Consider the following 13274-nt stretch of genomic DNA (forward strand, 5'->3'; position numbering starts at 1 on the left):
GCGATCAAGCTAGAGAGCGACCATGAAATTTCGATGAAACAGCCTGTCTCGCCGCTCCCGGACGCCGTGTCATCGAAACCTCATGTTCGCCGGGGACGCTGAGCGGACCCGGTTGGAGGAGGCAGGACGATGACCGATCTCGGCGCGGCGAGGACGGACGGGCGGTACCCCGCGGCACCCCCGCCGCTTCCCCGGATCGCCCCGGCCGCACCGCCGGCCCGGGCCATGGCCGATCCGCTCGCCTACGCCGCGCCCGCCGCGCGGGCAGCCGCCCGTGAAGCCGCGCTGGCCGCGCTCACGGCGGCTCGCCAGGCGGAGCAGCGACCGCGCTGGTCCGCGACGGCGCCCGTTCCCGTCCCCGCGCCCGGTCCGCCGCGGCCGCCGTCGCCTGGCCGAGGACGCCGGCAAGGACGGCCGGTCGGGATCGGCGTGGCCCAGATCGTCTGCTGGCAGCTCGTCCTCGTCGCGCTGGTCCTGGTGGCGGGACGGCCCTGGCCGCTGGCGGCCGCGGTGGTCACCGCCGCCGTGGTGGTGCTCGCGCTGACCGCCGTGCGGATTCGCGGACGCTGGCTCTACGCCTGGCTCGGTTCGGCGTCGGGCTACCTGGCCCGCGACCGCGACCGGGATCTCCGGCAAGCGGGCGAGGCGGGCCGGGCGCTGCTGGGCCTGCTTTCGCCGGAAGCGACGGGGATCACCGGCGAGATCGGCGACGAGACGGTGTTCATGGTCAGCCGCGCCGACGGGATCACCGCCGTGCTGCAACCGAAATCCGCCGCCCGCGAGCAGCCGATGCCGTCGCCGCCGATGTTGCTGCCGCCGCCGTCCCGCGAGCAGGCCCTGGACGTCGCCGCGCAGGTCATCCACCACGTCGGCGCGGACCGCTCCCGTCCTCCGCGAGGCTGGGTCGCGCTGCAGGCACTGCGCACCGCCGACGTCCACCGCGACACCGACGTGCGGCAGGCGCTCGGGAACACGGTCAGGCGCGTGCGTCGGCAGCTTCGCCGCGACGGCCTGCCGGTGCGGGCGCTCAGCGAAAACGAGGTACTCGGCACGCTCGCGTCGCTGGCGCACGTCACGGCGGGCCGGGCGCGGATCCGCGAAGACTGGCGGTTCTGGCACAGCGGGCCGATCAGCCAGGCGACCTTCCGCCTCGACGGCTGGGACGCGCTTCCCCCGGTGCTCGCGGCGGATCTGTCACGCCGTCTGCTCGCCGCCGCCCCCGGGTCCGCGGTGACCCTGGCCGTGACCGCCCGCCGAAGCGCCGCCGAGACCGAACCCCGCGTCAGCGCCGCGATCCGGGTCGCGGCCGCGGGGGTTCAGGCGGTGGACCACGCGGTGCGGGACCTGGAACTCGCCGCGCGCCGGGGCGGGATCACGCTGGAGCGGCTCGACGGCAGGCACGCCAAGGGAGTGGCCGCCACCTTGCCGATCGGAGTCAGTTGAGCACGACGATCGCGGCGGTGAGCGCGGTCGCGTACAGCGTCCAGGCGAGATACGGCACCAGTAATACGGCCGAAACCCAGGAAGACCGGCGGAAGTACAGCGCGGTGACGACGATCGCGACGTCGAGCAGGACGATGTCCACCAGTGCCAAACCGTACGCGCCTGCCGCGAAGAACAGCGGCGTCCAAGCGGCGTTCAGGACCAGTTGTGCCGCGTACCAGAGCAAGGCCCGGCGGTCGCCGCCGGATTTCCAGTACAGCCAGCCCGACACCGCGATCGCGAGGTACAGGACCGTCCACACCGGACCGAACAGCCAGGCGGGCGGCGCGAACGACGGCAATTCGAGTCCACTGTAGACAGAGCGGGCGCCGGACGCGGCGAGCCCGCCGACGACCGCCACCACCGCGACCGCCGCCAGGAACGGGAGGAACGCCAGCGGCGCGCGGAATCTTCCCGGGATCGTCGTCATCGTTCGAGCGTACGGGGGCGGACACGGGCCCGCGCGCTCAAAACCCGTCGCTTCCCCGCGGGGCACGGCCCTACGATCTTCACGCGATGAACGACGACACATTCCTTGCCCACGTGGCCGACAGCCTCGCCGCGCTACCCGCCGTGCAAGCCGTCACGCTCGGCGGATCCCGCGCCCAGGACACCCACGGCCCCGGCAGCGACTGGGATTTCGCCGTCTACTACCGCGGCGGCTTCGACCCGGCCGATCTGCGCGCCGTCGGCTGGGACGGCGAAGTCTCCGAAATCGGCGCTTGGGGTGGCGGCGTGTTCAACGGCGGCGCCTGGCTCACGATCGACGGCAGGCAGGTCGACGTCCACTACCGCGACCTGGATGCCGTCGAGCACCATCTCGCCGAAGCACGGCAAGGCCGGTTCCACTGGGAGCCGCTGATGTTCCACCTCGCGGGTGTCCCGAGCTACCTGCCCGTCGCGGAACTCGCGGTCAACCGCGTGCTGCGCGGCGACCTGCCGCGACCGGACTACCCGGAAGCGTTGCGGGAGACGGCTCCGAAGATGTGGCGGGGCCGCGCCGAACTGACGCTGCGCTACACCCGCGGCGCCTTCGTCCCGCGCGGGCAGGCCACGGAGGTCGCAGGCGCGCTGGCCACCGCCGCCATGGAGACGGCGCACGCCGTCCTCGCGGCTCGCGGCGAGTGGGTCACCAACGAGAAACGGCTGCTGCGGCGCGCGGGCCTGCGTGAGATGGACACGATCCTCGCCGGGTTGCGCGCGGATGTCCTCGCGAAGGCGGTGGACGACGCGGAGGCGTTGTTCCGGACGGCCTGAGCGTTGTGGCGCGGGTCACGGAATGACCGGCGATCTTCAGCGCTACAGAGAGATGAGACCAGTTCCGTACCGAGGGAGAAACATGTCCGCCACCGCCACGCCGGAAGAGACCGCTCTGGCCGTCCCGGCACTCGATGATTTCGACTTCCCGCTCACCGACGGCGCCGCCTGCCGCATCGACGACCCGGACTGCGAAGCCTGCCAGTAGCGGACTGGCCGTGACCGCCCGGCTTGGTCCCTGAAGTACATGAAGGCCCCCTTCCTTGCGCCTGGCGCAAGGAAGGGGGCCTTCATGTACTTGGGAAAGGCGTGAAGGCCTCCTTCACGGACCCGACCCGCGATCAGCTACGGCCAAATCCAGTAGCCACTTAAGGCACTCGCCCTAACCAGAAACGCCACTCACGACCACCCGGACGGCGGGGGCGAAGGCTCCTTTTGTCGCATCACACGCGGCGAAGGGAGCCTTCAGCCCACGCACCTCGGACGCGTCGGCGGGCTACCCCGTCCGGCCGTCGACGGCCGCCACGATGAGCGCCGCGCACCGCTTGACCGGCAGCCCCCGTTCCCGCGCCATCGCGTCGAGCGCCGCACGGGCGGCCTCCCCACGCAGTCCTTGCGCGGCAAGCACTTCCAGCGCCAGACCGATGACATCGGCCGTCGGCGGGGAATCGGATCGGACCAGCATCGGAAGACCTCCGGCTCGCTCGAGGGACGGCCGCGGATACCCGCTCCGCACCGGTTTCACACCCACGTCACCGTGAAGATTGGCGATCCCGCCGGTCGTCGACGGCCTCCCGCCGGACCTGCTCGGTGTGCATGCCGATCTCCCCGAGCCGTTCGGCGAATCCGTTGTGCTCGCGCGGCAAGCGGGCGCGCAGGTCGGCCATCGGCGCGAGGAGGCCGGTGACGTCGTCCTCGCCGAGCACGGCGCTCAGCCTGTCCGCGCTTTCCCTCGCCTCGGCGTCCAGCCCGGGCAGCGCGCCGGCCTGTCCGGCGAGTTGCCGCAGGATCGCCGAATTGCGGCGAGCCCACTCCGCGACCGCGCGGTCGCCGGCGCGCCGGTCCCGTTCCGCGTCGACCCGCGCCTCGCCCGTCCTCTCGCCACTGACGGACGGCCGCAACCGCAGGAACCGCCGTTCCGCGGCCTGACGGCTCGCGACCCCCAAGGCCGGGGCGAGCGCGGTCCAGCTGGTCCCGCCCGCGCGTGCCGCCGCGATCAACTCCGGTTCCCACGCGGCCAGTTGTTCGCGTACGTCCCTCAGCGCCGTCAAAGCCGCCAACAGCCGCTCCGGGTCCGAGACGCCGGAGCGGGCCTCTACCACGACATCGCGCACCGCACGCACGGTCCGGGCGGGGTCTTCGTTCATCTTTGTCATCCCATCGACGACTCAGTGGTTGTCATCGTTTCGATGACATGTTAGAACAGTGGTGCGTGTTGACACCAGAGACAACGAACCCAGGAGGTGGAACCCGATGTTGATGCGCACCGACCCGTTCCGCGAGTTCGACCGGCTGACCCAGCAGATGTTCGGCGCCGCGACCCCGGGGACCTGGTCCAAGCCGGCCACCATGCCGATGGACGCCTACCGCGACGGCGACGAGTTCGTCGTCTGCTTCGACCTGCCCGGCGTGGCCGCGGACGCCATCGAACTGGACGTCGAACGCAACGTCCTGACGGTCAAGGCGGAGCGCCGGCCCACGCCCGGCAAGGACGTGCAGATGCAGGTTTCCGAGCGCCCGCTCGGCGTCTTCTCGCGCCAGCTGTTCCTCGGCGACGCCCTCGACACCGACCACATCGCGGCCGGTTACGAAGCAGGCGTGCTGACCCTGCGCATCCCCATCGCCGAGAAGGCCAAGCCGCGGCGCATCGAAATCTCCGGCGCCACGTCCGACCGCAAGGAGATCCAGGCCTGAGTGTCCGCCTCCGGTGCGGGACCGCCGGGTCCCGCACCGGACGAGACCGGGGAAGAAAGGAAAATCCTCGTTGCTCACCATGCCTGTCCGCCACCCGCACACCCGGGACGCCGTGTGGGGCTATCTCGGCGAGGTCACCGACGTGCTCGGCATCGGCCTCGAGTCCTGCACCGTGGACATCGACGACCCGGTCTCGGCGTATGTCGCGCTCGACGAGCGGCTCGCCACCCATCCGGAGCGCGATGTCGCCCTGCTGTGGGACGAGGTCCACGGCTGGGCCGTGGCGATCGAGACCCATTCCGGCGAGGACCTCATCGTCCTCCGCTACCTGGGCGGGAAGTCCGCCACGCCGCGGCCCGCCGAGGTCGCGCGCTTCGTCAAGGCCGTCCGCGAGGACGACCATCGCGTCGGTCAGCTCACCCCGCCGGATTTCCGCGCCGTGCCCGCCGCGTGAGGGCGGCTCGCGTCGGGTACCTCCGAAGGGCGTCGACCCGGAAGGAGTGAGCCGTGATCGGCCTGCTGTACCCGACGCGGGACTGCGGCGAGGACGATTTTCTCGCGTGCGCCCGAAAACTGGATCCGGACCTCACCGTGGACTTCGCCTACGTCCCGTGGGGCGAGGACATCGGCCGGGTCGACGACCTCGATCCGGCCGAAAAGCACGAAGCCGTCCGCGAACTCGGTGCGCCGGAGAGGCTCGCGGCCGCCGCGCGGTTCGGGACGGCGCCGGACGTCGTCAGCTGGGCCTGCTCCAGCTGCAGTTTCACGCGCGGCCTCGCCGGCGCGCGTAAACAGGCGAGCGTGCTGAGCGAGCGACTCAGCGTGCCCGCGCGCAGCACTTCCTTGGCCTACCTCACCGCGCTGGCCCACCTCGGGACCAAGCAGGTGGCGATCGCGTCGGTCTATCACCGCTACACGACGGCGTCTTTCGTCGATTTCCTTGCCGAGGCCGGAATCGAGACCGTTCATTCGGTGTCCGCCGACGCGCCTTCGGACCGCGCCCTCGCCACCTGGGATCGCCGTCGGATCACCGACCTGGCGACCGCAGCCGACCATGAAGCCGCCGAAGCCGTCCTGATCCCCGAAACCGCGTTGCACACGACACCCCTGCTCGAAGACCTCGAAACCGCCCTCGGCAAACCCGTGCTGACGGCCACCGCGGTCACCCTTTGGGACGCACTGCACGCACTGGGCACCCCGCCGGTCCGGCGGGGTCTCGGAACGTTGTTCAGCCGCTGAGACTGCCGCGCAGATCCTGCAGGATCTTCGCGAGCAGGCGGGAAACGTGCATCTGCGAGATCCCGATACGTTCGGCGATCTGGGATTGGGTCATCCCGTCGAAGAACCGCATCGTGACGATCGCCCGCTCCCGCTCCGGCAGCCGCTGGAGCAGCGGGACCACGGTGTGCCGGTCCTCGATGTGCTCGAACCGGGAATCCAGTTCCCCCATCACGTCGGACAGGGGAAGGGAGCCCTCGCCGTCGTTGACCGACCGATCGAGAGAAGAGGTCTGGTAGCTGTTCGCGGCGAGCAGGCCGTCACGGACGGTGTCGACGTCCACGTCGAGATGCCCCGCGAGCTCGGACGGGGTCGGCGCGCGGCCGAGGGTCTGGGTCAGTTCCGTGGTCGCCCGCGTGAGCCGGGTGCGCAGTTCCTGCATCCCGCGCGGGACGTGCACCGCCCAGCCGGTGTCGCGGAAGAACCGCCGTACCTCGCCCATCACCGTGGGCACCGCGTACGCCAGGAACTCCCCGCCCTGTGCGGGGTCGAACCGGTCGACGGCCTTCATCAGGCCGATCCGCGCCACCTGGATCAGGTCTTCCCGCGGCTGGCCGCGTCCGCTGAACCGGACGGCGATGTGCTCGGCGATCGGCAGCAGTTCGAGGATCAGCCGCTCCCGCAGGCGCCGCCGGTCCGGGTGGCCGTCGGGCAGCGCGGCCAATTCGTCGAACCAGGGGCGGCAATGCGAGTAGTCGTCCTTCCGCCGCGTTCGGCGGTCCCGAGGAGCGGGCGGCATGGGCTCCTGTGAGACGGTCCGGTCGACGTCTTCCATGAGGAGCGGGGCGCTCATCGAAGTTAACCTCCGTCCCTTGTGGACTGACATACGTCCGTACGTGCGTTGTCGAGCTGATACCCGGGATGTGGGCAGGGCAAACATCCGCCGCCGGGCCGGGCCGCGCTGACCTGGACGGGTGATCTTCCGATTCACCGGCGCGCGAAAGGGGTATCCGCAGGTCACGACGAAGGAGGAGCCGTGCCTGAACAGAGCTGGAGCGACAAACGCGAACGTCAGTACGAGCACATCAAGTCGTCGCAGAAGAAACGCGGCGCGAGCACCGGCCGCGCGGAGGAGATCGCGGCGCGAACGGTCAACAAGAACCGCGCGCAATCAGGTGAATCGAAAACGGCGAGCAAGAGCTCGACCAAGGACACCTCCCCGCAGAAGCGCGGCGGGCAACGGTCCGGCAACCGGAAGGGTCCCGGCGGGCCGACCAAGGACCAGCTCTACAACGAGGCCAAGAAGCGCAACATCAAAGGCCGTTCCAGTATGACCAAGAAGGAACTGCAGAACGCCCTCGGCCGCTGATCGGAGGCAGGATGGACCACTCGCGCGCACCGGTACTGGAAGCCATCGAGGCCTACCGCCGCGCGGGCGGGCTGGCCTTCACCCCGCCCGGTCACAAACAGGGCCGGGGCGCCGATCCCCGTGTGCTGGACCTGCTCGGCCGCGACGCGTTCGCGTCGGACCTGCTGACCCTCAACGGTTTGGACGACCGCAGGATGTCACGCGGCATCCTCAGCCAGGCGCAGGAGCTGATGGCCGACGCGGTGGACGCGGAGCACACCTTCTTCTCCACCTGCGGGAGTTCGCTTTCGGTCAAAAGCGCCATGCTCGCCGTCGCCGGCCCGGGCGAACGGCTCCTGGTGTCGCGCAACGCACACAAATCCGTCGTCGCCGGCCTGGTGATCAGCGGGGTGCATCCGGTCTGGGTGCGCCCCCGGTACGACGAGGAGCACCATCTGGCGCATCCGCCCGGCCCGGAAGAGACCAAGGCGGCGCTGGCGGAGGCCCCCGACGTCAAAGGCATGCTGCTGATCACGCCGACCGACTACGGCACCTGCGCCGACATCCGGGGCGTCGCCCGTGCCCTGCACGACGCGGACAAGCCGCTGATCGTCGACGAGGCGTGGGGCGCGCACTACCCGTTCCACGACGACCTGCCGACCTGGGCGATGGACGGGGAAGCCGATCTGTGCGTCACCAGCACGCACAAGATGGGCGGCGGGCTGGAGCAGGCCTCGGTGTTCCACCTGCGGGGTGACCGCGTGTCACCCGATCTGCTCAAAGCCAGGGAGGACCTGCTGGGCACCACCAGCACTTCCGCCCTGCTGTTCGCCTCCCTCGACGGCTGGCGCAGGCAGATGGTCGAGCACGGCGAACAACTGTTGGGCAAGGCGCTGACGCTGGCGACGCGGGCACGCGAAGAGATCGAAGGCATCTCCGGTCTCCACGCGCTGGCGGAGGAGTTCCACCCGCTCGCCTTCGAACACGATCCCCTCAAGATCGTGATCGACGTCGCCGAGCTCGGTATCACCGGCTATCAGGCGGCGGACCATCTCGCCGAACGCCACCTGCACGTGGGGTTGTCCGATCACCGGCGGATCGCGACGCAGATCACCCACGCCGACGACGAGGACACCGTTTCCGCCCTGCTGCACGGTTTGCGCGGGCTGACGGACCACGACTTCGAGCGGCGCCCGCCGGTCGACCTGCCCTCCGGGGCGGACTTGACGCTGGAAATGCGGATGCTGCCGCGCGACGCGTTCTTCGCCGAGGCCGAACACGTACCACTGGACAAGGCCGAGGGACGCGTCAGCGCGGAGATGATCAGCCCTTATCCCCCAGGGGTTCCGGCGATCGCTCCCGGCGAGGTGTTCACCGAGGCGATCATCGACTATCTCCACACCGGCGTGCGGGCGGGCATGTTCATCTACGACGCCGCGGATCCCGAGCTGGGCACCGTCCGCGTCGTCGGCTAGTCGCCCGCCATCTTCAGCGTCGGCGAGAGCCCGGTGAGCTCGATGGCCCGGCGCACGACCTTGGACGGCGCGAAACGCAGGTCCACCCCGGACTCCTGGCACTGCCGGTTCAGTTGCACCAGCACGGAAAGCCCCGACGAATCGCAGAAACCGACACCGGTCATGTCGACCACCACGGTGCCGGGGCCGTGCGCCACCAACTCGAACAGCTCGGCCCGGAGCCGGGGGCTGGTCGAAATGTCGATGTCACCCGCCACCTCGACGGTGATCGCGTCTTCGGAGCGGGCCGCCTCGACCACGACGAGAGGAGCGGCCTGCCCTGCTTCGGAGTCGATCGCCATTCATCGACGGTAGAAGGGGACGGTCCGGTCCGCAACCGTCGCGATCAGGAAGACTTGGCCACCTCGCGCGCGATCTGGTCCTTGTCCATCTTCGAAGCACCCGTCACACCCGCGTTGCGCGCCTGGGTCAGCAACTCCCGTTTGGTGGCCTCACCGGGACGGTCGCCGAGATGCGCGGTCCGGCTGCTCACGAAAGCCTCCCCCAGCTCGCGTCGCCGGGCTTCGTTCAGCTCGCGCCGCATCTTCGGCAGGACGGTGGATTCCTCTTCCTTCACGTGATGCGTGACGGCCTCGACGAGGTCGGAGAGCACCTTCTCGAACTGCTTCGATTCGGGCTCGGTTTCGTTCAGCTTCGCGAGCAACTGCTCCGCTTCGGCGTGTTCCTTCTGGCCGTGCGCGACGTCTTCGGCCTCGTCCGCCTCGCCCTTGGCGGCCGGGTACACCTCGGCCTCCTCGGCGCGGCTGTGCGCGGTGAGCAGCGACGAGAGCACCGGGACGAGCAGTGGCCGTTTCTCGGGATGCCGCTCGAGTTCGCCGAACAGCCGCTCCACCTCGCGGTGGTCCTGCATGATCAAGTCCACGACGTCGCCCGCCACGGCCGCCTCCTCGGTTCTGGGTCAACTCGACGCACCCGGATACCCGTTCCGCGCGGATTCAACCGGGCTATCCTCGGCCGTATGGCCTGCCGTATCACCGAACTCATCCTCGACTGCGCCGATCCGGTCCGGATGGCGGCGTTCTGGTGCGAAGTGCTCGGATACGTCGAGATCGGCAAGGACGGCGAAGACATCGAGATCGGTCCGCCCGGCGTCGGTTTCGGCGGCCCGCAGCCGACGTTGATCCTGAGCCGCAGCGACGATCCGAAACCGGGCAAACTCCCTCTGCACATCGACGTGAACCCCACCGACCGCGACCAGGACGCGGAGCTGGAGCGGCTGCTCGCCGCCGGGGCCCGGCCCGCCGACGTCGGACAGACCGGGGAGGAGTCGTGGCACGTGCTCGCCGACCCCGAAGGAAACGTGTTCTGCCTGCTTCGCAAGCGCGTGGAACCGTCCACTTAGGACGATCCACTGGTTGGCCCGCGGCCCCACCGGGTAACCGGCGAAGGACATCGAACCCGACTGGGATGGTCAGCTGATGGCGGACGAAAGACTGTGGCAACGCGACAAGGACGAATTCGGCTCCGGCGAGTACACCTCGGCGGGCCCGCTGGCAGGCCAGTTCGTCGAACTCACGCGCCTGCTCCTGGCCGCCTCGACACCGGCCCAGGTCCTCGAACAGGTCGTCGCCGCCGCGTACCGGGTGGTCCCGGGCGCGGATCTGGTGTCGATCACCCTGCGTGCCCCGGACGGGACCTTCCACACCCCGGTTTCCACCGGCGAGGTGGCGCTGGAGCTCGATGAGGTGCAGTATCGCGCCGGAACGGGACCCTGCGTCGATGCGGCCGACAGCGGAAGCCCCGGCTACATCCGCAGTGAGGATCTGAAGGCGGAGAAGCGGTGGCCGGATTTCTCCGCGGCGGCCGTGCGGCACGGCTACACCGCGATCCTGTCCACCGTGCTGATGCCCGACGCGACCCCGCCCAAGGTGCCCGGCGCGCTGAACATCTACAGCCGCCGCCCCGGCGCCCTCGACTCGCAAGCCCAGGACTCCGCGCTCCTGCTGGCCACGCACGGCTCGCTCGCGCTGGCGAGCACCAACGCCGTGAGCCGGGCGGAGCTGGAGTCGAGCCATCTCCGGCGGGCCGTCGAATCGCGCGACGTCATCGGGCAGGCGAAAGGGATCCTCATGCAACGTCGCGGCCTGACCGCCGACGAGGCCTTCGATCTGCTGCGCCGGACCTCCCAGGACCTCAACGTCAAACTCGCCGAAGTCGCCCAGACCCTGGCCAGCCGGCATTCGGAACTCGACACCCCTTGATGCGCGTGAAGGCCTCCTTCCCTCGGCTGAGCCGAGGGAAGGAGGCCTTCACGCGAGTCACGTCCAGCTGTACCGGCGTCAGTCGAGGTCGAACCGGTCCAGTTCCATGACCTTGGTCCACGCCTTGGCGAAGTCCGCGACGAACCGCTCCCGCCCGGCCTGACCCGCATAGACCTCGGAAAGCGCCCTCAGCTGCGAGTTGGAGCCAAACACGAGGTCGACCGCGGTCGCCGTCCACTTCACCGCGTCCGTGGCGGCGTCGCGGATCTCGTACACGTTCTCCTCGGACTCCGACACCTGCCACCGGGTGCCCGGCGAGAGGAGGTTGGTGAAGAAGTCGTTGGTGAGCACGCCGGGCCGGTCGGTGAAGACGCCGTGCCGGGTGTCGCCGGCGGTGATCCCGAGCGCACGCAGGCCGCCGACGAGGACGGTCATCTCGGGCGCGGTCAGGTCGAGCATGTAGGCGCGCTCGACCAGCAGGACCTCCGGCTGCAGTTTCTCCTCGGGACGCAGGTGGTTGCGGAACCCGTCGGCACGCGGTTCGAGCAGCGCGAACGACTCGACGTCGGTGTCCTCCTGGGTGGCGTCGGTGCGGCCGGGGTGGAACGCCACGGTCACGTCGGCGCCCGCGTCGCGCGCCGCCTTCTCGACGGCGGCCGTGCCCGCCAGCACGATCAGGTCGGCCAGCGAGATCTTGGCGCCACCGGCGTCGTTGAATTCGCGCTGGATGCCCTCCAGGGTCTCCAGCACGCTCGCGAGCTCCTCCGGCCGGTTGACCTCCCAGTCACGCTGGGGCGCCAGGCGGATCCTGGCCCCGTTGGCGCCGCCACGTTTGTCGGTGGACCGGAAGCTCGCAGCGGACGCCCACGCCGTGCGGACCAGCTGCTCGACCGTGAGCCCGGACTCGAGCACCTTCGTCTTGAGCGCGGCGATGTCGGCGTCCCCCACGAGTTCGTGGTCGACGTCCGGCACCGGGTCCTGCCACAGCTGCGGTTCGGGCACCCACGGCCCCAGGAAACGGCTGACCGGGCCCATGTCGCGGTGCAGCAGTTTGTACCAGGCCTTGGCGAACGCGAGCGCGAAGTCGTCCGGGTTCTCCAGGAAGCGGCGCGAGATCTTCTCGTACTCCGGGTCGACGCGCAGCGCCAGATCCGTGGTGAGCATGGTCGGCTTGTGCTTCTTGGCCGGGTCGTGGGCGTCCGGGATGATCGCCTCGGCGTCCTTGGCGACGTACTGCTTGGCGCCGCCGGGGCTGGTGGTGAGCTCCCATTCGTAGCCGAAGAGGATCTCGAAGAACCGGTTGCTCCACTGCGTCGGCTTGTCGGTCCACGTCACCTCGAGGCCACTGGTGATCGTGTCCGCGCCCTTGCCGCTGCCGTGGGTGCTCAGCCAGCCGAGGCCCTGCGTCTCGAGCGGGGCGGCTTCGGGCTCCGGGCCGACGTGGTCGTCGGCGATACCGGCGCCGTGGGTCTTGCCGAAGGTGTGGCCTCCGGCGATGAGCGCGACGGTCTCCTCGTCGTTCATCGCCATCCGGGCGAAGGTCTCCCGGATGAAATGCGCCGCGGCGGCCGGGTCCGCGTTGCCGCGGGGACCCTCGGGGTTGACGTAGATGAGGCCCATCTCGGTCGCGCCGACGTCGGGGACCATCTCGGTGTCGCTCGCGTAACGCTCGTCACCCAGCCAGGTGTCTTCCGGACCCCAGAAGATCTCCTCGGGCTCCCAGGTGTCCACGCGGCCGAAACCGAAGCCGAACGTCTTGAACCCCATCGACTCCAGCGCGACGTTCCCGGCGAGCACGAGCAGGTCGGCCCACGAGATCTGCTGGCCGTACTTCTCCTTGACCGGCCACAGCAGCCGCCGTGCCTTGTCCAGGTTGGCGTTGTCGGGCCAGCTGTTGAGCGGGGCGAACCGCTGCGCGCCGTCACCGGCGCCGCCTCGGCCGTCGTGGATGCGGTAGGTACCCGCGGCGTGCCAGCTCATCCGGATCATCAGGCCGCCGTAGTGGCCGAAGTCGGCGGGCCACCAGTCCTGCGAAGTGGTGAGCACCTCGGTGATGTCGCGTTTGAGGGCCTCGACGTCGAGTTTGGCGAATTCCTTGGCGTAGCTGAAGTCCGCGCCGAGCGGGTTCGACTTCGACGAGTGGGCGTGCAGCACCGAGAGGTCGAGCTGGTTGGGCCACCAGTCCTTGTTGGTGCGCGGGCGGCCGCCCGATTTGGGCGTCGGCGAGTCGATCGCCGGGTTCTCGCTCTCGCTACCGTGCGCGGTCACGGAGTCGTGGGCCACCGGGCAGCCCTTCTCCGGGTTGTCACTCATTTCTTT

Annotated in this window: 17 protein-coding genes; 10 read left to right on the forward strand and 7 right to left on the reverse strand. The window is 69.8% G+C overall.

Going from position 1 to position 13274, the window contains the following annotated elements:
• The first annotated feature begins 129 nt into the window (after window positions 1-129).
• Window positions 130-1443: a type VII secretion protein EccE gene (locus AB8M46_RS02000; protein WP_394359387.1), complete on the forward strand. Its 1314-nt coding sequence runs from the start codon at window positions 130-132 to the stop codon at window positions 1441-1443.
• On the opposite strand, the gene AB8M46_RS02005 is transcribed toward AB8M46_RS02000, so the two are convergent.
• Window positions 1436-1912 (reverse strand): TspO/MBR family protein, encoded by a 477-nt coding sequence (locus tag AB8M46_RS02005; RefSeq protein WP_394359388.1) that lies wholly within the window; start codon window positions 1910-1912, stop codon window positions 1436-1438. The two genes, AB8M46_RS02000 and AB8M46_RS02005, sit on opposite strands and share 8 nt — an antisense overlap.
• Before the next feature lie 86 nt (window positions 1913-1998).
• On the opposite strand from AB8M46_RS02005, the gene AB8M46_RS02010 reads away from it, so the two are divergent.
• Entirely contained in the window at window positions 1999-2739 is a 741-nt protein-coding gene (locus AB8M46_RS02010; protein ID WP_394359389.1) for a nucleotidyltransferase domain-containing protein, read from the forward strand.
• An 82-nt stretch (window positions 2740-2821) separates the two neighbouring features.
• Window positions 2822-2947: a hypothetical protein gene (locus tag AB8M46_RS02015; RefSeq protein WP_007031507.1), complete on the forward strand. Its 126-nt coding sequence runs from the start codon at window positions 2822-2824 to the stop codon at window positions 2945-2947.
• 288 nt (window positions 2948-3235) lie between these two features.
• Here AB8M46_RS02015 and AB8M46_RS02020 read toward each other — a convergent pair whose 3' ends face one another.
• Together AB8M46_RS02020 and AB8M46_RS02025 are read right to left on the reverse strand one after the other, a co-directional pair.
• Window positions 3236-3424, reverse strand: a complete 189-nt coding sequence (locus AB8M46_RS02020) for a hypothetical protein (RefSeq protein WP_037342583.1) — start codon at window positions 3422-3424, stop codon at window positions 3236-3238.
• 67 nt (window positions 3425-3491) lie between these two features.
• Window positions 3492-4106 (reverse strand): hypothetical protein, encoded by a 615-nt coding sequence (locus AB8M46_RS02025; RefSeq protein ID WP_037342017.1) that lies wholly within the window; start codon window positions 4104-4106, stop codon window positions 3492-3494.
• A gap of 106 nt (window positions 4107-4212) precedes the next feature.
• Here AB8M46_RS02025 and AB8M46_RS02030 point away from each other — a divergent pair, with 106 nt between their 5' ends.
• The 3 genes from AB8M46_RS02030 to AB8M46_RS02040 all read left to right on the forward strand — a co-directional run bounded on the left by AB8M46_RS02030 (window position 4213) and on the right by AB8M46_RS02040 (window position 5892).
• Window positions 4213-4653: an Hsp20/alpha crystallin family protein gene (locus AB8M46_RS02030; protein WP_037342015.1), complete on the forward strand. Its 441-nt coding sequence runs from the start codon at window positions 4213-4215 to the stop codon at window positions 4651-4653.
• Between the two features lie 79 nt (window positions 4654-4732).
• Window positions 4733-5107, forward strand: a complete 375-nt coding sequence (locus tag AB8M46_RS02035) for a DUF6292 family protein (RefSeq protein WP_037342012.1) — start codon at window positions 4733-4735, stop codon at window positions 5105-5107.
• Window positions 5108-5160: 53 nt separating this feature from the next.
• Window positions 5161-5892 (forward strand): decarboxylase, encoded by a 732-nt coding sequence (locus AB8M46_RS02040; protein WP_394359390.1) that lies wholly within the window; start codon window positions 5161-5163, stop codon window positions 5890-5892.
• On the opposite strand, the gene AB8M46_RS02045 is transcribed toward AB8M46_RS02040, so the two are convergent.
• On the reverse strand, window positions 5882-6670 hold the full coding sequence (locus AB8M46_RS02045) for a SigB/SigF/SigG family RNA polymerase sigma factor (protein WP_394360831.1): 789 nt from the start codon (window positions 6668-6670) through the stop codon (window positions 5882-5884). The two genes, AB8M46_RS02040 and AB8M46_RS02045, sit on opposite strands and share 11 nt — an antisense overlap.
• A gap of 237 nt (window positions 6671-6907) precedes the next feature.
• On the opposite strand from AB8M46_RS02045, the gene AB8M46_RS02050 reads away from it, so the two are divergent.
• Window positions 6908-7240: a hypothetical protein gene (locus AB8M46_RS02050; RefSeq protein WP_037342007.1), complete on the forward strand. Its 333-nt coding sequence runs from the start codon at window positions 6908-6910 to the stop codon at window positions 7238-7240.
• Between the two features lie 11 nt (window positions 7241-7251).
• Window positions 7252-8694: an aminotransferase class I/II-fold pyridoxal phosphate-dependent enzyme gene (locus AB8M46_RS02055; protein WP_394359391.1), complete on the forward strand. Its 1443-nt coding sequence runs from the start codon at window positions 7252-7254 to the stop codon at window positions 8692-8694.
• Here the strand turns inward: AB8M46_RS02055 and AB8M46_RS02060 are convergent.
• Entirely contained in the window at window positions 8691-9035 is a 345-nt protein-coding gene (locus tag AB8M46_RS02060; RefSeq protein WP_378423757.1) for an STAS domain-containing protein, read from the reverse strand. The two genes, AB8M46_RS02055 and AB8M46_RS02060, sit on opposite strands and share 4 nt — an antisense overlap.
• A gap of 44 nt (window positions 9036-9079) precedes the next feature.
• Window positions 9080-9631 (reverse strand): hemerythrin domain-containing protein, encoded by a 552-nt coding sequence (locus AB8M46_RS02065; RefSeq protein WP_394359392.1) that lies wholly within the window; start codon window positions 9629-9631, stop codon window positions 9080-9082.
• An 81-nt stretch (window positions 9632-9712) separates the two neighbouring features.
• Between AB8M46_RS02065 and AB8M46_RS02070 the strand changes: the two genes are divergently transcribed.
• The gene (locus AB8M46_RS02070) at window positions 9713-10096 is read left to right on the forward strand and encodes a VOC family protein (RefSeq protein ID WP_037342001.1); all 384 of its coding nucleotides are present in this window, start codon (window positions 9713-9715) and stop codon (window positions 10094-10096) included.
• Window positions 10097-10172: 76 nt separating this feature from the next.
• Entirely contained in the window at window positions 10173-10955 is a 783-nt protein-coding gene (locus tag AB8M46_RS02075) for an ANTAR domain-containing protein (protein WP_394359393.1), read from the forward strand.
• A 78-nt stretch (window positions 10956-11033) separates the two neighbouring features.
• On the opposite strand, the gene katG is transcribed toward AB8M46_RS02075, so the two are convergent.
• Window positions 11034-13268, reverse strand: coding sequence for a catalase/peroxidase HPI (gene katG / locus AB8M46_RS02080; RefSeq protein ID WP_394359394.1), 2235 nt, complete (start codon window positions 13266-13268; stop codon window positions 11034-11036).
• Between the last annotated feature and the right edge of the window lie 6 nt (window positions 13269-13274).

Origin of the sequence: Amycolatopsis sp. SB7-3, from assembly GCF_041021335.1 — a bacterium.
Lineage (GTDB): Bacteria > Actinomycetota > Actinomycetes > Mycobacteriales > Pseudonocardiaceae > Amycolatopsis > Amycolatopsis japonica.